The 17,652-nt window shown below is 34.2% G+C and carries 21 protein-coding genes; 13 read left to right on the forward strand and 8 right to left on the reverse strand.

The features are described 5' to 3' along the window. Window positions 1-5 precede the first annotated feature (5 nt). The 5 genes from ACFSQS_RS01895 to ACFSQS_RS01915 all read right to left on the reverse strand — a co-directional run bounded on the left by ACFSQS_RS01895 (window position 6) and on the right by ACFSQS_RS01915 (window position 2,680). A complete protein-coding gene (locus tag ACFSQS_RS01895) occupies window positions 6-299 on the reverse strand; it encodes a chaperone modulator CbpM (RefSeq protein WP_388013227.1) in 294 nt (97 codons plus the stop codon). Then, a complete protein-coding gene (locus tag ACFSQS_RS01900) occupies window positions 299-1,189 on the reverse strand; it encodes a DnaJ C-terminal domain-containing protein (RefSeq protein ID WP_388013230.1) in 891 nt (296 codons plus the stop codon). The genes ACFSQS_RS01895 and ACFSQS_RS01900 overlap by 1 nt, the downstream gene beginning before the upstream one ends. A gap of 92 nt (window positions 1,190-1,281) precedes the next feature. Then, complete coding sequence (locus ACFSQS_RS01905; RefSeq protein ID WP_388013233.1) at window positions 1,282-1,884, reverse strand: WG repeat-containing protein; 603 nt, start codon at window positions 1,882-1,884, stop codon at window positions 1,282-1,284. An 82-nt stretch (window positions 1,885-1,966) separates the two neighbouring features. Continuing rightward, window positions 1,967-2,266 carry a thioredoxin gene (trxA, locus tag ACFSQS_RS01910; RefSeq protein ID WP_388013236.1) on the reverse strand — a complete coding sequence of 100 codons (300 nt, stop codon included), beginning with the start codon at window positions 2,264-2,266 and terminating at the stop codon, window positions 1,967-1,969. Window positions 2,267-2,269: 3 nt separating this feature from the next. Beyond that, window positions 2,270-2,680 (reverse strand): hypothetical protein, encoded by a 411-nt coding sequence (locus tag ACFSQS_RS01915; RefSeq protein WP_388013239.1) that lies wholly within the window; start codon window positions 2,678-2,680, stop codon window positions 2,270-2,272. 125 nt (window positions 2,681-2,805) lie between these two features. On the opposite strand from ACFSQS_RS01915, the gene ACFSQS_RS01920 reads away from it, so the two are divergent. The 13 genes from ACFSQS_RS01920 (at window position 2,806) to ACFSQS_RS01980 (ending at window position 15,069) form a co-directional block, all read left to right on the forward strand. Further along, window positions 2,806-4,686 carry a sensor histidine kinase gene (locus ACFSQS_RS01920; RefSeq protein ID WP_388013242.1) on the forward strand — a complete coding sequence of 627 codons (1,881 nt, stop codon included), beginning with the start codon at window positions 2,806-2,808 and terminating at the stop codon, window positions 4,684-4,686. After that, a complete protein-coding gene (locus ACFSQS_RS01925) occupies window positions 4,683-5,738 on the forward strand; it encodes a response regulator (protein WP_388013245.1) in 1,056 nt (351 codons plus the stop codon). The genes ACFSQS_RS01920 and ACFSQS_RS01925 overlap by 4 nt, the downstream gene beginning before the upstream one ends. A 90-nt stretch (window positions 5,739-5,828) precedes the next feature. Continuing rightward, complete coding sequence (locus ACFSQS_RS01930) at window positions 5,829-6,677, forward strand: universal stress protein (RefSeq protein WP_388013248.1); 849 nt, start codon at window positions 5,829-5,831, stop codon at window positions 6,675-6,677. 5 nt (window positions 6,678-6,682) lie between these two features. Next, on the forward strand, window positions 6,683-7,069 hold the full coding sequence (locus tag ACFSQS_RS01935; protein WP_388013251.1) for a hypothetical protein: 387 nt from the start codon (window positions 6,683-6,685) through the stop codon (window positions 7,067-7,069). 647 nt (window positions 7,070-7,716) lie between these two features. Further along, on the forward strand, window positions 7,717-8,565 hold the full coding sequence (locus ACFSQS_RS01940) for a universal stress protein (protein WP_388013254.1): 849 nt from the start codon (window positions 7,717-7,719) through the stop codon (window positions 8,563-8,565). Between the two features lie 24 nt (window positions 8,566-8,589). Next, window positions 8,590-9,456: a universal stress protein gene (locus ACFSQS_RS01945; RefSeq protein WP_388013257.1), complete on the forward strand. Its 867-nt coding sequence runs from the start codon at window positions 8,590-8,592 to the stop codon at window positions 9,454-9,456. Next, on the forward strand, window positions 9,446-10,276 hold the full coding sequence (locus tag ACFSQS_RS01950) for a universal stress protein (RefSeq protein WP_388013260.1): 831 nt from the start codon (window positions 9,446-9,448) through the stop codon (window positions 10,274-10,276). Before ACFSQS_RS01945 ends, ACFSQS_RS01950 begins: the two co-directional genes overlap by 11 nt. Before the next feature lie 73 nt (window positions 10,277-10,349). Continuing rightward, on the forward strand, window positions 10,350-11,195 hold the full coding sequence (locus ACFSQS_RS01955; protein WP_388013263.1) for an ATP cone domain-containing protein: 846 nt from the start codon (window positions 10,350-10,352) through the stop codon (window positions 11,193-11,195). 17 nt (window positions 11,196-11,212) lie between these two features. Next, a complete protein-coding gene (locus ACFSQS_RS01960; RefSeq protein ID WP_388013266.1) occupies window positions 11,213-12,574 on the forward strand; it encodes an MBL fold metallo-hydrolase RNA specificity domain-containing protein in 1,362 nt (453 codons plus the stop codon). A 21-nt stretch (window positions 12,575-12,595) separates the two neighbouring features. After that, entirely contained in the window at window positions 12,596-13,009 is a 414-nt protein-coding gene (locus ACFSQS_RS01965) for a hypothetical protein (protein ID WP_388013269.1), read from the forward strand. A 122-nt stretch (window positions 13,010-13,131) separates the two neighbouring features. Then, window positions 13,132-13,650, forward strand: a complete 519-nt coding sequence (locus ACFSQS_RS01970; protein WP_388013272.1) for an Hsp20/alpha crystallin family protein — start codon at window positions 13,132-13,134, stop codon at window positions 13,648-13,650. A 201-nt stretch (window positions 13,651-13,851) separates the two neighbouring features. Then, window positions 13,852-14,298: a hypothetical protein gene (locus ACFSQS_RS01975; protein WP_388013275.1), complete on the forward strand. Its 447-nt coding sequence runs from the start codon at window positions 13,852-13,854 to the stop codon at window positions 14,296-14,298. A 99-nt stretch (window positions 14,299-14,397) separates the two neighbouring features. Further along, the gene (locus ACFSQS_RS01980) at window positions 14,398-15,069 is read left to right on the forward strand and encodes a hypothetical protein (protein WP_388013278.1); all 672 of its coding nucleotides are present in this window, start codon (window positions 14,398-14,400) and stop codon (window positions 15,067-15,069) included. Between the two features lie 43 nt (window positions 15,070-15,112). On the opposite strand, the gene murA is transcribed toward ACFSQS_RS01980, so the two are convergent. The 3 genes from murA to ACFSQS_RS01995 form a co-directional block, all read right to left on the reverse strand. Further along, window positions 15,113-16,423: a UDP-N-acetylglucosamine 1-carboxyvinyltransferase gene (murA, locus tag ACFSQS_RS01985; RefSeq protein WP_388013280.1), complete on the reverse strand. Its 1,311-nt coding sequence runs from the start codon at window positions 16,421-16,423 to the stop codon at window positions 15,113-15,115. A gap of 6 nt (window positions 16,424-16,429) precedes the next feature. Beyond that, window positions 16,430-17,083: a DUF4290 domain-containing protein gene (locus ACFSQS_RS01990; protein ID WP_388013283.1), complete on the reverse strand. Its 654-nt coding sequence runs from the start codon at window positions 17,081-17,083 to the stop codon at window positions 16,430-16,432. A gap of 266 nt (window positions 17,084-17,349) precedes the next feature. Beyond that, on the reverse strand, window positions 17,350-17,643 hold the full coding sequence (locus ACFSQS_RS01995; protein ID WP_388013286.1) for a DUF493 family protein: 294 nt from the start codon (window positions 17,641-17,643) through the stop codon (window positions 17,350-17,352). Window positions 17,644-17,652 lie beyond the last annotated feature (9 nt).

A 17,652-nucleotide genomic window follows, 5' to 3' on the forward strand; every position in this document is an offset into this window, starting at 1 on the left:
GTGGTTTACTGCTCGAAGCGGTTTAATTTGTTTTTAAGTATTGTTATTTCGTTTTTTAAATGTTCAACTTGTTTTAATAAGTTATAGATGGCATCGACACCTTCAATATTAATTTCCAGATCGTAATGCAAGCGCATCATTTTTTCAACCTCTTTAATTTGGGTGGTATGGATGTAAAAATCATCCTTTTCAATAATAAGTTCTATAAGCTGAAACTCTTGCAGCGTATTTATAAACGAAACAGGAACATTATAGCGCTTACAGATTAGTTTTACGGGTATTAAATGTTGTGTATCCATTATAAACGCAGTTTTTGTAATTGTTGTACAAGTGCCTTTTCTTCTGAAGAAAGTTTAGTGGGCAGTTTTATTTGATAGGTAATAAACAGGTCTCCAAATTCACCTTCTTTTTTGTATTTAGGAAACCCTTTGCCTTTAAGTTTTACTGTGGTGCCGTTTTGTGTTTCTGGTTTTACGGTTAATTTTACTTTTCCGTTAAAGGTATTAACTGTAAGCTCTCCGCCCAATAAAGCTGTGTATAAATCTAGATCTACGGCGGTATGAAGATGGTGTTTGTCTCTTTTAAATTTGGAGTGGTTTGCAATGTGGAACTGTATAAACAAATCGCCATTTGGCCCACCATTTACACCCTTGCCGCCATGGCCTTTTATTTTGATAACCTGTCCGTTCTCTACACCGGCAGGAATGTTAATTCTTATGTTTTTATTATTAACCGTTAAGGTGCGTTTATGGGTAGTGTAAACGTCTTTTAAATGCAGGTGTAGTTCGGCATTATAATCTTGCCCTCTAAATTTTACTTGGCTGCCGTGGAATCGAGACGACGCGCCGCCAAACATATTCTCGAAAAAATCTGAAAAATCTTGCTCTGTGTGGCCACCCGTTGCGCCTTGGTAGCTTTTGCGGTACTGTTGCCGCTGTTGTTTTGCCTTTTCATAATCTTCGGCATGTTGCCAATGCTCGCCGTATTGGTCGTATTTTTTTCGGTTTTCGGGGTTGCTTAATACCTCATTGGCTTCGTTTATTTCCTTAAATTTTTTTTCGGCAACTTTGTCGTTGGGGTTTAAGTCTGGGTGGTATTTGCGTGCCAGTTTTCGGTATGCTTTTTTTATTTCGGCTTCGGTGGCTTTTTTGGTAATACCTAATATTTTATAATAATCTATAAATGCCATAACCTTATATTATTAGGTTTCAATTCATTTTTAAAAAAATAATATGAGTAGTTTAAACTACACGGACTGCATTTGTTATTAAATGCTTTGGGTTAATTAACTAGAGCAATGGTCCATTTTTTGTTTTGGTTTAAAACGGCATAAATAGAATCTGAAATTTGTTTTGAGGTTATTTCTGGTGGTATGCCTACATGATTTTTGTCTAAAATAACATTAACCCCTTTTGGATTTAAGTACTCTTTTACCATGCCGTTACTATCTATAACCACCTCAAAGTATCTGTGGTAAACTATGTTTTTTCCTAATATTTCGTTTTTGCCAACTTTTTCCTCTATAAGTTTTAACGCCATGGCACTGTTGTTGTTAAAATTAAAAGCATTTAAAAACTGAGGCTTTATTACTGTTTTACCATTTTTATCTATGTACCCAAAATAGACAATGCCTTTCTTTTTTGATGAAATTAAACATCGGTTATTTTTAAAAACCGGATATTTGCCCTGTTGGGTTTCGGTAAGCACCAAATCGTCTCTAAAATCTATAACCAATACACCTTTGCTATTTATAAATCCCCAAGCATTGTTTTTTTTAACCGCTATCAAGCCATCGTGTATTGGCGATACAAAATCTAGTGCTTTATTGGTTTGGCCAATTGTAAAAATAGGCATTATTAATAGCACAAATAATACTTTTTTCATGATTAAATATTTAATGTTTATACTTTAAAAGTACGGTGCTTTATTGTATTGCAAAATGATATTTATCAATGCAAAAAAGAAATTATAAGTGCTGTTTTACAACCGAAACAATATCATTTTTTTGAAGCACTCCAGATTGTCTCCAAACCTGTTGGCCGTTTTTAAAAAGCATCATGGTGGGCACACCTCTTACTTGGTATTTAGCAGCTAAAGCCTGGTTTTTGTCTACATCTATTTTTATAATTTTAAGTGCGTTACCTAGCTCGCTTTTTACCTCTTTTAAAATAGGGGCAAGCATTTTGCACGGGCCACACCAATGGGCAAAAAAATCTAACAAAACGGGCGTTTCAGAATTGATTAGGGTATTAAAACTAGACTTCATTTTTTATGGTTTTTTTAATTCTATATCAAGTTTGGCAAGCATAATAAGTTCAGACTTGTTAATACCCGAATAGGCGTGTGCAATCTCAGATGTGGTTTTTAATATTAAGCGCCTTATTTTGGTGGTAAATAAATGCTTGTGTAAATTTTTGTAAGCTACAAAATCTTTAAAACAGGTATGTGCATCCAGATTGTTTTTATTATTTAAGCTATTAAAAACAAGTTCTATATGGTAAGCGGCATTAGAACTGCAAGTACCTTTAACAATAGCTGTGTCTAGCCAGTGTTTTTTTACTAATTCCTTTAATTTGGTGTGTTCTAATGGGTGTACTTCTTTATCGGCTGCAGCAACGGCATAGCATATTTTGCCAAGGTTTTGGTAAAACAGAAGCATCATTTTCTTTTTGGTTATCATATTGTGCCCAAATTACAAGCCCTAAAGTTATACACTTTTTATAATATTGAATATGATATAAATCAGTACAGCTAAAATCAATTTTTTCTTATCTTTAAAGGCAATATTGAAAAGCCCCATTTTTTATGTTTAAACAAGATCAAGAAATATTCAATATTCTGCTAGAAGCCGTCTCAGAAGGTGTAATAATTGTAGATAACCAACAAAACATAATGGAGGTTAACACAATTGTAGAATCTATTTTCGGTTATGCAAAAACCGAGATTTTAGGTAAAGCACTCGATGTACTTATACCATCTCAATATCACACAAGTCATGCTGCATATTTCGAGGCATTCATAAAAAGGGGCAAACGCCGAAAAATGGGAGAGGCGGTAGATATTTTTGGCTTAAAAAAAGATGGTACCGTTTTTCCTGTAGAGGTTGAATTGAATCCTTTTTCCATATATAACAAAACCTATGTTATGGCCATGGTTAGGGATATTTCAGAAAAGAAAAATACAGAAAAACAACTAATGCTTAAAAGTAGGGCACTGGAGTCTGCAAACAATGGAATTATTATAACCGATGCTTTGCAAGAAGACAATCCGGTTATATATTTTAATTCGGCTTCACAAAACCTTACCGGTTTTTCTAGTAAAGAAATACTAAATAATAACTGCCGCATTTTACAAGGCAACGACAGAAACCAAAAACCACTTAAAAAACTTAGAAAGGCCATAAAAAAAGGCGAAAGCTGCCAAGTAACCCTGTGCAATTACAAAAAAGACGGCACTTTGTTTTGGAACGATTTGTACATTATGCCCATTACCAATAGCGAGGGTGTTGTTACAAATTTTATTGGCATACAAAACGATGTTACCAAACGTAAAAAAGCCGAAGACGAACGGCAGCATCTGGCCACTATTTTTGATGAATCTTTAAACGAAATCTATGTTTTTGATGTTGAAACATTAAAATTTATAAATGCCAACTACGGCGCCCAAAAAAATATAGGCTACAGCTTAGAGGAGCTTAAAAACATGACACCTCTGGATATAACCCACAATGATAACGAAGCTAATTTTAGAAAAACCATTGATGCATTACTACAAAAAAATGTAGAGAAATTAAAGCTGGAAACCGTACACCAACGTAAAGATGGTACCAATTACCCTGTAGAGGTACACCTGCAATTATCACATTTGGGCGAAAAAAACGTTTTTGTTGCCATTATTTTAGATATTACAGAGCTAAAAAACCAAACTGCCAAACTAGAAAACAAAGTAGAGGAAAGAACCGAGCAGCTTAAAATTGCTCTAAGTAAAGAAAAAGAGCTTAACGAGCTAAAAACAAAATTCCTATCTTTAGTGTCGCACGAGTTTAAAACCCCATTAAGCGGTATTTTAACCTCTAGCCAATTGTTGGCCAAATACCAATTAACAGAACAGCAAGATAAACGCAACAGGCACATAAAGATAATTAGCGATAAAGTACATTATTTAAATAACATTTTAAACGATTTTTTATCGTTCGAGAAATTAGAATCTGGTAAGCTTAACTACAGATATGCACATTTTAAATTAAGCAAAGTGGTAAACGAAGTGGTTTATAACGCCAATATGCTATTAAAGGAAGGGCAAAAAATTAACTATCCTAAAAACATCGACGAGCTTTCTGTATTTCAAGACGAGAAAATCATTGAACTTATATTATCCAATTTAATATACAACGCCATTAACTACTCTCCAGAGCATACCACCATAGACATAGAGGTTAATCAGAACCATGAAACAACCACGTTTGTAATAAAAGATCAGGGCATAGGTATTCCTGAAAAAGACCAAAACCATATTTTTGATCGTTATTTTAGGGGCGAAAACGTGGTTAACACTCAGGGTACCGGCATTGGTTTAAATATTGTAAAAAATCATTTAGAAAATATAGGAGGCACTATTAGTTTTATTAGTAAAGAGCACAAAGGCTCTAGCTTTACCATTACAATTCCCAATACAGCAAAACCATGAAAACAGTTTTACTAATAGAAGACGATGCTGTTTTAAGAGCAAACACCGCAGAACTTTTAGAACTGTCTGGTTACAAGGTGTTTACAGCTTCAAATGGCATAACGGGGATTGAAATGGCGAAAATGCACAGACCAGATATTATAGTATGCGATATTATGATGCCCGAATTAGACGGCTACGCGGTGCTAGATAAACTATCGAAAAACAAAAGTACCAAGACTATCCCTTTTATCTTCCTGTCGGCAAAAACAGAACGTGCAGATGTAAGAAAAGGCATGAATTTGGGCGCAGACGATTATATAACAAAGCCTTTTACAGAAGACGATCTTATTAGTGCCATTGAAAGCCGATTGGCAAAAGTTTCGATATTACAGGATTTAAAAAAAAACATAAAGCAACACCACAGCCCAAGCAGCCCTAACGAAATAAAAACACTTAACGATTTAAAAAACCATTTTGAAGACCACGGTAAAGAATTCGCTTTTAAGAACGAAACCGTTATTTATAACGAAGGAGACCACTCTAACTACATTTACCTAATTAGTAAGGGTGCCGTAAAATGCTACCAAATAAACGAGCTGGGAAAAGAACTTGTAACAGCCTTGTATAAAGAAGACGACCTGTTTGGCTACAATTCCTTTATGCAAAACACACCGTACAAAGAAACCGCTGCGGCTATTGATGACACAGATTTATTTGGTATTTCCATTAAAGAATTTAAAATCATACTCCACAAAAACCCAAAGTTACTACTTGAGCTTATAGAATTGCTGGCCCATAACCTATCTGCCGTAAAAGAGGAACTTTTGCAAATGGCCTACAGTACGGTAAACCAAAAAACCGCAGCTACCATTTTAAAATTTGCCGAAAAAATTAACCGCAAGCCCAACGATACCATTAAAATCTCTCGAAGCGATTTGGCAAGTGTTGCCGGTATTGCCCCGGAAACCTTTATTAGAACCTTAGCACTCTTTAAAAAACAAGGCATTATTAAAGCAGATGGCAGAAATATTACCGTAATAGATATCGAAAAATTAAAAAACATCAATTAAAAATTAAAAACAGAAATTGCTAAAAATGATTAATATCATTTTGCACATACCACTTTACATGTAAATTAGTGCTTGTAAAGATGCTGTTAGATGAAAAATATATTACTTCCTACAGATTTTTCAGAAAATTCATGGAACGCCATAAAATACGCAATCAATTTTTTTGAAAAAGAACCCTGTAACTTCTATTTGCTGCACGTAAGCAAGTTAAGCAAAGCAGTAGCTAGCGATGTGCCTTTTCTTAGTTCTAAAAACGCCTTAGAAACCCTTTATACACGACCAGCAAAACAAAAACTCCAAAGCGTTTTAAAACAGATTGCCATACATTTCCCAACTAATAAAAAACATAGGTTTTACACAATTACAGATTATAATTTCTTTATAGAATCTGTTAGGAAACAGGTTGAGGAAAAGAAAATAGATTGTATTGTAATGGGCACTAAAGGGGCATCAGGACTAAAAAAAATTATTGTAGGAAGCAACACTGGCGATGTAATTACCAAAGTGCAATGTACTACTTTTGCCATTCCTGAGAACGCTAGCTATGTTAAGCTAAAAGAAGTTGCATTTCCTACGGATTTCTCTTTAAATTACGATATACAAGTTCTTGAGCCGCTTACAGAAATTTTAAACAAATGCAAATCTGCATTGCGAATTCTCCATATTACCAAAAACAAGGCGGGTTTAAACAGCGACCAAGACAAAAACAAAGAGCTTTTAGAAGATTACTTTAACCAATTAGCGCATAGTTTTCATTATTTAACCAATAAAAAACTAGAAGATGCCATACAGTGCTTTGTAGAAAGCCGCAATATAAACATGATCTGTATGGTGGCAAAAAACCTAAATTATTTTCAGCAAATACTTTTTCATTCTAAAGTTGAAGCTATAAGCTATCACACAGAAATACCTTTTTTAGTGTTACACGAAAAAAATTAACAACTATGGACCATTCTATTTTTTTAGCCAAGTTTTGGGGTTGGTACCTTATTATTTTCTTTTTAATATTAAGTTTCAACCCAAAGCGCATTAAACAAATTATTAATGATTTAAACGATGAGAAATTTTTAATCATCGCCTCGTTTTTAGCCATTGTAATAGGCTTGCTAAATATTTTATTTCATAATATTTGGCAGCTCAATTGGAAACTTATAATTACTCTTATTGGCTGGTTAGCGCTTTTTAAAGGCGTGGTGTTGTTTACATTTCCAAAACGCACCACTTCGGCATTAAAATTCATTAATATAAAACTGGTACAGGTTTTTTATACCTTATTGTTTTTAACTGGCATGTTTTTACTAAACATTGCTTATGGTATAGTGCCTATGTAATTTTTTTAAACTGATATATATCATTTTACCAAGGTATTTGTTACTGTATATTAGCGGTAAAATTGAGTGGTTCTTTTACATAAGTTAAAACCGTATATCTTGGTATTGTAATAATGCAATGCCAAAACAAGGTATTTAAAGCTATGGTTTGGTAGGTAAACGGCAATGTTGCTTTTTTAAAAAAAAGGTATGTTGTAAACGCCAAAGCTGGATTATTCCATTAAATACCTTGTAAAAAAACAGGAGGCCTTGGTCTCCTGTTTTTTAAACACACCGCTTAAGTGTTACAAGATGCTTAAGCTGTTTTAAAATGTTTGAAACTATTGGTTGTTCAGAAGGTTTAGTTTAACTTTCATGAGTATATTAGTGGTAATTTAAGGTTGGTTAATAAAAATTCAAGCATTTTACAAAAGAAACAGAAAGCCTAGGCTTTCTGTTTCTGTTTAATTTAATGGCTATTAATTGATTCGCATATATTCTAATGTGAGAAAAAAGGGAGCGTTTAAAAAAAACAATCCCTTTTTTTGTTTGCATAAATGTAATGCCGAGGGCTCTAAACTTTATGTTTTAATTTTTTTATTAGCTGATAATTATCATTGCACCGGCCTAAAATAGTATTTAACTTTAGTTGTAAATAATTTGTAGCCATGAGAAAAATACTGATTCCCACCGATTTTTCTGAAAACGCAATAAATGCCATTAACTATGCCGTAGCATTATTCAAATACGACATTTGCGAGTTCTATTTTATGCATGCTTATCAAGACGATATTTATGCAGATGAAGCGCTGTTGGCCAATGAAAGCCTAGAGCGTATTACCATGCTAATTGGCAAAAAATCTGAAGAACAACTAAAAAATACCCTTAGCCTTACCGCTGGCAGGTCCCATAACCCCAGACATACCTACCATATAATAGCCTCAAACAATTTATTAGTAGATGAAGCAAATAAAATTGTAGATGAGCAAAATATAGATATAATCGTTATGGGAACCCGAGGCAAAACCAACGACAGGAACTTAACTTTTGGTAGCCATACACTACAAGTTTTAAAGTATGTACAATGCCCAGTTTTGGCCATACCTGAAAACTATAGGTACACTAAGCCAAATCATATTCTGTTTCCAACAGATTATATGATACCCTATAAAAGACGCGAGCTAAAATTGCTGTGCGAAATTGCAGTGCCTTACCGGGCGGTAATAGATATGCTCTATATTTCTAAAAGCAATACACTATCGCTTAGACAAAAAGACAACAAGGCTTTTATAGAAGGGGAGTTATGCAAAAACAACATTAACTTTAAAATAGAAAACAGCAAACATATTATTAATGCCATATACAAGCACATTAAAGAGAACGGAACAGATTTGCTAGTTATGGTAAACACAAGGCATTCTTTTTTAGAGCATTTCCTGTTTCAATCTACCATAGACGAACTGAGTTTAAATCTTGATATTCCTTTTTTGGCATTACAGAATATGAGACGCAATTAACAAACCTTTATAATTTTAAAAACCATGAAAAAAATACTGCTTCCCACTGATTTTTCTAGAAACTCCTGGAATGCCATAACTTATGCTTTAAAGCTGTTTAAAAATGATACCTGCACATTTGTTTTGCTAAACACTTATACGCCTATAATATACCATGTAGAATATGTTTTGGTAAATCCTGCACAATATGGTTTAGCCGATGCCGTAAGGGAAACCTCTTTAAAACAGCTTAAAGATTTTAAGGCTAAAATGATAAAGGCTTTTAACAACCCTAAACACACCATAGAGATCAAAGCGGCTTTTAATACCCTTATTCCAGAAATTAAAGAAGTTGTTGAAAACGAAAATATAGACTATGTGGTTATGGGTACAAAAGGCGCTACGGGTGCCAAAGAGATTTTGTTTGGCTCTAATACCGTACATACTTTTAAAAACGTAAAATGCCCCATAATTGCAGTTCCGTACGGTTTTGTTTTTGAGCCACCTCACGAAATATTGTTTCCAACCGATTACGATATCGATTATAAAGACCACCATATTAAGCCCATATTAAATATTATGTCGCTTTACAATACCAGAATTGATATTTTGCATGTTTCGTATGGCCTAGATTTATCATTAGCCCAAAAAGCAAATAAAAAAAACCTGGAAAAATACTTTTACAAGAAGGCCTATCTGTTTCATGATTTACGCAATCAAGAAGTATCAGACGCCATAAGTAATTTTCAGCTAAAGCACAGGGTTAACCTGTTGGTTATGATTAACAACAAACACTCGTTTTTTGAGAACCTGTTTTTTAAAAACACCATTAACCAAATCGGTTTTCACTTAAACATCCCTTTTTTGGTAATTCCTGCAAATCCATTTAAAAAAACAACAAATGAAACATAATATTTTACTTCCAACAGATTTTTCAGACAATTCATGGAGCGCCATTGTATATGCTTTAAAACTTTATGCCCACGAAGAATGTACGTTTTATTTATTAAACTCGGTAGCTATAAGTGTGGCTATGCGCTCTAAAATTTCTAAAAGTTTATTAAAAACAAGCCAAGAAGAAGCCAAAAAAGAGTTGCTAAATTTAAAACAATTGGCTCAAGAAAGCAATGGCAACCCAAACCACGATTTTAAAATTATTTTAAGTATTAACGATTTGGATAAAGCCATTAACAATGCAGTTATTAACCACGACATTAGCCTTGTAATAATGGGTACCAAAGGTGTTACCGGAGCAAAAGGGTTTTTCTTTGGCAGCAATACCGTGCGCGTTATTTCCCGTTTTGCTAACTGCCCCGTATTGGTTATACCAGAAGATTACGATTTTGTTGCTCCAAAGCAAATTGCCTTTCCAACAGATTACAACCGTTTTTATGGCTCTAATGAGATAAAGCCCCTAACGCAAATGGCAGATTTATACAACTCTAAAATTAGAATATTACATATTAATGAAAACGAAGAGCTAAGCGAGATACAACAATTCAACCAGATGATGCTGCAAAGCTACTTAAACAATAACAAGTATAGTTTGCATTGGATGCCCAAGTACGATAAAAAAACAGCAGAAATTAATGATTTTATAGAAGAATTGAACATAAACATTCTGGCTATGGTAAATTACAAGCATAGTTTTATTGAAAATATAGTGAAGGAACCCATAATAAAAAAAATAGGGTTTAAGCCTTTAGTGCCATTTTTGGTTATACCAGAGTAAACCAAGGTACTGTACTTTTTAACTTTTTGCATTGCATTAATGCTTTAAAACTTTAAATATTACCTTATTGGTTATGGATACAACTTCTATAGAAATTATTAAATCGTCGGGTGAAAAAGCAAGATTTTCATTAGATAAATTAAAAGCCTCATTAAATCGTACCGGAGCAGATCGTAAAACTATAAATCAAATAATAGATAAGGTTAGGGACGAGCTGTACCACGGCATTTCAACAAAAGAAATCTACAACAGAGCCTTTGCATTGCTCAAAAAAAAGAAAAGCCATTTTGCATCAAAATACAAACTTAAAAAAGCCATTTACGAGCTGGGGCCAACGGGCTTTCCTTTTGAGCGTTTTATAAGTGCCATTTTGCAATACTCGGGTTATAAAACCGAAGTTGGTAAAATTTTACAAGGCAAATGTGTAACGCACGAAATAGATGTTATTGCACACAAAAACAATGAAACCACGATAATAGAATGTAAATTCCATAATCAAGAAGGCCTTAACTGTAATGTGAAAATTCCGCTTTATATACACGCACGCTACAACGATGTAAAAGCCCATTGGAATGTTAAATCTAATAATAACAACTCTGTGCTTACAGACGGCTGGGTGGTTACCAATACACGTTTTACCCAGGATGCCATACAATACGGTACATGTGTTAATTTGTATTTACTAAGTTGGGATTATCCAAAAAACGATGGCCTAAAACATCGAATAGACCGTTTGGGCTTGTACCCAATTACCGTCTCCACATTGCTTAGCAACAGAGAAAAACAGTTTTTGTTAAGTAGAGATGTGGTACTGTGCAGAACATTAATTGGAGATGCGTTTTATCTGGATCATTTAGGGGTTTCAGAAACCAGAAAAGAAAAAATATTGAATGAAATAAAGATGCTTTGTAATCATTAAAGGCTATGGGTAATTTTATGAAAATCAATTTTTTAGGAGCAGCTGGTGTAGTTACGGGCTCAAAATTTCTTTTGGAAACTTCAGAAAAAAACATCTTGATAGATTGTGGCATGTTTCAGGGTTTAAAGGAATTAAGGGCACTTAATTGGAGTGATTTGCCTGTTGATGTTGAAGCTATTGATTTGGTATTGCTAACCCACGGGCATTTAGATCATGTTGGGTATTTACCACGCTTGGTAAAACAAGGCTTTAAAGGTAAAATTATAGGAACTGCACCCACTTTGGCAATTGCCGAAATTATATTAAGAGACAGTGCCAAAATACACGAAGAGGAAGCCAAAAAAGCAAATCAGGAAAAATACACCAAGCACCAACCTGCCTTGGCTTTTTACACCAAATTTGAAGCAGAAAAAACCATAGGGTTGTTTAAAGCGGAAATGCCCGATAAATGGATAACGCTATCTGCAAATATATCGTACAAGTTTAAGTATAACGGGCATATTATTGGAGCCACTTTTATCGAAATGGATATAAGCGGTAAACGTTTCGTGTTTTCTGGCGATATTGGCAGGCCTAACGATTATTTACTGGACGACCCAAAAAAACCAGAATGGGCAGACTTTTTGTTTATCGAAAGTACTTATGGGAATAAGCTGCACCCTAAAGAAAATATTGAAGATGTTTTAACAAAGCTCATTAAAGAAACCATCTATAAAAAAGGAAATTTAATCATCCCTAGTTTTGCTGTAGAGCGCCTGCAAACACTCATGTATTTACTCTGGAAACTTTACAAAGCTAACAACATACCCAACATTCCTATTTTTATAGATAGCCCCATGGGGAACAACGTTTTAGAGGTTTTTAAACGTTTTCCTAAATGGCACAAATTACCAATGGCAGACTATAATGCCATGTGCAACCATATAAATATTATCCAATCTTATAAAGAAACCTGGGAAACCATAGACGATAAACGCTCTAAAATAATCATAGCAGGCAGTGGCATGGTAACTGGTGGGCGCGTACTTACTTATTTACAACAACTTATAGATGAAGCATCTACAACAGTATTGTTGGTGGGCTATCAAGCCGAAGGTACCAGAGGCAGACAGCTAAAAGACGGTGCGCACGAAATACGCTTTTTTGGTAAATACCATCCTGTTAAGGCCAACATTGTTTGTGTAGAAAGTTTATCGGCTCATGCCGATCAAAACGATTTAATAAATTGGTTGAGCCATATTAAAAACATACCTGAGCAGGTATTTTTAATTCACGGCGAAGCCACAGCACTAGATGCTTTTCGGGTTAAAATACAAGACACCTATGGTTGGCAGGTTAAAATACCAAAACTCTCAGATGTTGAAAAAGTAAGGCTATAATTTTTTTAATATCGCAAATAAATGAAAACACTACAGCCATATACAAGCTTTAATCGTACTAAATCTATTGAAGAATTGCAGTACTATATATTGAGAGCTAAAACCAGTCTTGAATATTTAAAATTTGAGTTGAATTTTTTTAAATCTTTACTTAGTAAGCCCATTTATAAAACTAAAGAAATCAATTTATATGAAACGCTTGTTAACTATAAAAGAGAAATACATACTTTAAATGAAAATAATAAGGAGCTGCTAACTCAATTACTTTTGCATGCAAACCAAATTAAAAAGATGAAATATAAAGATTTGCCTTTTAACAATTTATTTATTAAAAAACATGACGATTTAGAGCTTAGCATATTCAACTTTAAAACTAAAATTTCCGACTTTAAATTTAGATTGTTCCAATATCTAGAAAGTGTTGTTATTAATTAAAAACAGTAGTCTTAAAACAGGTAAAACCAATGTTAACTAACTGATATATATCATTGTAAAGGTTTGTTATTGCAACTATATTAGTACTGTTATTAAAAGTTTAACCTAAAATATTTAGTACCATGTCAACACTATTAAAACGCAAAAAAAGAAGTGTATTATCTCCCTTCGAAAACAGATTGTTAACCCCATGGAGCAACAATTTATTAAGACCGTGGGAAAGCCGGTTTTTTAATCGGGACCTAAATAACCTTGTAGGATTCGATGACATGTTCAATGATGATTTTTTTGAAGATGACAGTTTAATGCCGGCAATGAATGTTAAAGAACAAAAAGAACATTTTGAAATCGAATTTGCAGCTCCAGGTTTTAACAAAGAAGATTTTGAGGTTACCATTGATGGAGACTTGCTTCAGGTTTGTGGTGAGAAACAAGAAGAAGACCAGCAAAACGAGGACGACTTTTCCCGAAAGGAATTTAGTTACAAATCCTTTAAAAGATCGCTCTTGCTTCCGCCTTCTGTAGATTTAGAGCAAGATATTAAGGCTACTTACAAAAACGGAATCTTAAAAGTAAAGCTGTTAAAGCAAGAACCGCTAACTGATAAAGAGGCACCCAAAAAAGTGATTCAAGTTAGTTAACCTGTTTCTAGGGCTGTCTAAAAAACTCATCCAATATGGCACAGTGTACTTCCCTTAGCAAGCTTTCTCGAACGCTTAACACAACTCTATTTAATTGTTTAAGCTTCCGGAAAACAATATAGGTTTCAACGCTATTCATCAAGAGAAAGCATAATATTGGTTATTTAGACAGCCTCTTTTTTTAATTTCAAATAAGCACAAATGGAATCAAAAGCCATAAAAGTAAAACATTACCAAGCTTGGTTTAGTGCAGAAACCATGCATAGCAATTCTATTAAATGGTTATCTCAGCTCAGGTTTGTAAAAGACGAACAGCAATTTTTAGACGATTTGGTTAAATCTTACACCCTAAAGCTTATAGACTCCAAACATTTTGCTAAAAGTAAAACCATTGTCCGGCAATTAAACAGATTACAAAAAGAAACCCATATATTAATCGATAGCATTGTAAAGCACGAAAAAACTCTGCAGATTATGGTAGATGGCATAAACCAAATACAAGAAGAAAACGCCTATAGAGCAGCGCATATAAAACTTAAATCTCAAGTTGGAGATTTTTTTATTAAATACAGAAGCTTAAAAACACAACTTTTTTCGTTAATAAAAGGCATTATTAAAGAAGAAAAACAAAACCGATTGCTTGAATAAAATGATTAAAATGAAACATCTATAACTAAAACTTGATACCTAATTACAGTGGGTAAATGGATGTTGCACATACCTATTTAAAAAATTAAATATACTCAGATGAAATATTTAAAAATATTAGCCATTTACTTTGCAGTAACAAGTTGCTCAACAACACAATTGGTAGAAAACTGGAAAAATCCAGACTTTGTTACTTATAACCCCAACAAAGTTTTAATTGTAGGCATGACAACAAACCTAGAAGCGAGACAGCAATTTGAAAAACAACTAAAAGCAGAATACCAATCTAGAGGTATAGAAGCGGTAATGAGTTTAGAGCTTTTTGAACCATCATTTACTACAGAAAAAAAGACAGATGAAGAATTAAAACAACTAGAAAACAATCTTTTACTTGATGGATTCGATACTCTTTTATTTACAAAAGTTATTGGTGTTGAAGATAAAATTCTTTACAGGGAAAATTATGAAGAAGATAAGAATACCCACATAAAGTTTAGAGAAGATTATTTAAAATATCAAGACGCTTACTACAACCCAGATTACTATAATGAGTTTACAGTATATCATGCAGAAACTTCTATGTACTGTATTTGCCCCACAAAAGATAGAACATTAATTTGGAAGGGCTATATAGATATTATAGATCCAGAATCAATAATAGAAACCGTAAACCATTATGTAAGACTTGTTATTGTAGTTTTAGAAGAACAGCAGCTTATCAATCATAAACTATTGGAAGATAGCACAAATAAAGAAAGTATTTTTAATTAATTTTTAATCTACAAAATAGTATAAATGTATTATTAAAACCAGATTATTCAAACCTTTCAATATGTGCACCAATGGCACGTAAACGTTCATCTATGTTTTCGTAGCCTCTGTCTATCTGCTCAATATTCATAATAGTCGATGTGCCTTTAGCAGACAAGGCCGCAATTAGCAAGGAAACGCCGGCGCGAATATCTGGCGATGTCATGGTAGTGGCTTTTAAAGTCGATTTAAAATCGTGCCCAATAACCGTAGCACGATGTGGGTCGCAAAGAATTATTTTAGCTCCCATATCAATCAGTTTATCAACAAAAAACAAACGGCTTTCAAACATTTTTTGATGCACCAAAACACTGCCTCTGGCTTGTGTGGCAACAACCAGTATAATACTTAATAAATCTGGTGTAAACCCTGGCCATGGCGCATCAGAAATGGTTAAAATAGAACCATCTATATAGTTTTGTATTTCGTAACCATTAGTATGCGCAGGAATATAAATATTATCACCTTGTCGTTCTACGGTTATACCTAATTTTCTAAAAACATTTGGTATTACACCTAAATCGTTCCAGCTTACATTGGTAATGGTTAGCTCGCTTTTTGTCATGGCCGCTAAACCAATCCAACTTCCAATTTCAATCATATCTGGAAGCATCGTGTGCTCGGTGCCGCCTAAACTTTCAACGCCATCAATAACCAGCATATTAGAGCCTACGCCACTAATTTTAGCACCCATACGATTCAGCATTTTACAAAGTTGTTGTAAATAAGGTTCGCAAGCGGCGTTGTAAATTGTGGTTTGCCCTTCGGCTAAAACAGCAGCCATAACAATATTTGCCGTTCCGGTAACCGAGGCTTCTTCAAGCAACATGTAAGTGCCTTTTAGGGTATTGGCTTCAACACCATAAAACTGGTCTTCTTTACTATATTTAAATGTTGCTCCTAGTTTAATTAAGCCTTCAAAATGGGTGTCTAAGCGTCGTCTGCCTATTTTGTCGCCTCCGGGTTTTGGTATGTAACCTTTGCCAAAGCGTGCTAATAAAGGGCCAACTATCATTATAGAGCCTCTAAGTCCTTTTCCGTCTTCTTTAAATTCAGGCGATTCCAGATATTTTAAATTAACGGTATCGGCTTGAAATGCGTAAGTTCCATGTGATATTTTTTCAACTTTAACACCTAGTTTTTTTAATAAACTAATTAGTTTGTTAACATCTACTATATCTGGAATGTTATGTATGGTAATGCGTTCTGGAGTTAATAATACGGCGCATAAAATTTGCAAGGCTTCGTTTTTTGCACCTTGCGGGCGAATGCTTCCTTTTAATTGGTGCCCACCTTCAATTTTAAATGTTCCCATAAATGCTTAATAACGTTTTCTTTGGCGATTGCCCGAACCCTTTTTTTGGTGTCCGCCTTTTTTGTTGCTACTGTTGCTGTATTTGGTTTTGGTTCGCATTAAGCTTGATGAGTCTGATAAATCTTCCTCAGAGTTGCGCAAATCTATTTTTCCGTTTGAGAGCTCGAATAAATGGCTAAAAATTACCGCATCCTCAACCGTGTCTTTGTTCCAATTTAAAAAACACTTTTTCATGTGGTTGGCAATGGTATAAATTAAAGCTTCTTTAAGCTCGCCCGCTTCCCATGTATTGGCAACATCTATCATCGTTTTAATATTGTTTCCGTAAAACCGATATTTAGGATGGTTTTGCGGATATTTTAACGGCTCCGGACTTTCTTCAAAAAGTTCTTTTGTGGGTTTTTCAAAGGGCGAATCGGCATCCAATTCAAAATTGGACATGATAAATAGCTGATCCCATAATTTATGCTGAAAATCTGGAACGTCTCTTAAATGTGGTTGCATGTTTCCCATAACAGAAATTATAGCCTTGGCTAATTTATCGCGTTCTTCTTTTGTGTCCCTGCTTTTAGCGTAGTTAATCATTTTCTGCATGTGGCGACCGTATTCTGGGATAATTAAATGCTCGCGCTCTGTATTGTATTCTAAATCGTCTATCAAAATAAATGTGTAGATTATATGTTTGTTGCACGTAGTTGCTGTGCGCTCGCAAAATACAAAAAAATAAGAGATAGTTTAAAAATATGTCTTTTATTTTTATTTGGGCGTTACCCCGCACTTCGACTCCGCTCAGCGACCAATGGGGTCGGGCTTTCGGCAGTCGCTCCCTCCTGCGTCGGGGAGCTTCAACAAATGCCTCAATCCCTAACGCAGAATTCTCGTTTTCAATTAAACTATCCAATAAAAATTGAAAACTTCAACAATCTTTAAAGGCTTATAACGCCTTCTACTTTTTTTGCTACTTCCTTGTATTTTATAATTACGGCCTCTGGGTTTTTCATTACTATATTAACAGAAACACTGGTGTATTTACCATTTTTAGACTGCTTTGTATTTATAACAGCGCCCATATTATCAAAAATAGCTTCAACTTTAGCAATGTTTTCTGTATCTGTTTTTACAATAAATTTGTACAAATAAGTTGTGGGCCAAAGCGCCGTGTCTTGTAATTGGACTTTTAATTTCTTGTAAAATTCATCAGAATTTGTAGGTGTGCTCATAATATTGTT

This window comes from Gelatiniphilus marinus (assembly GCF_042684345.1).
Classification (GTDB): domain Bacteria; phylum Bacteroidota; class Bacteroidia; order Flavobacteriales; family Flavobacteriaceae; genus Gelatiniphilus; species Gelatiniphilus marinus.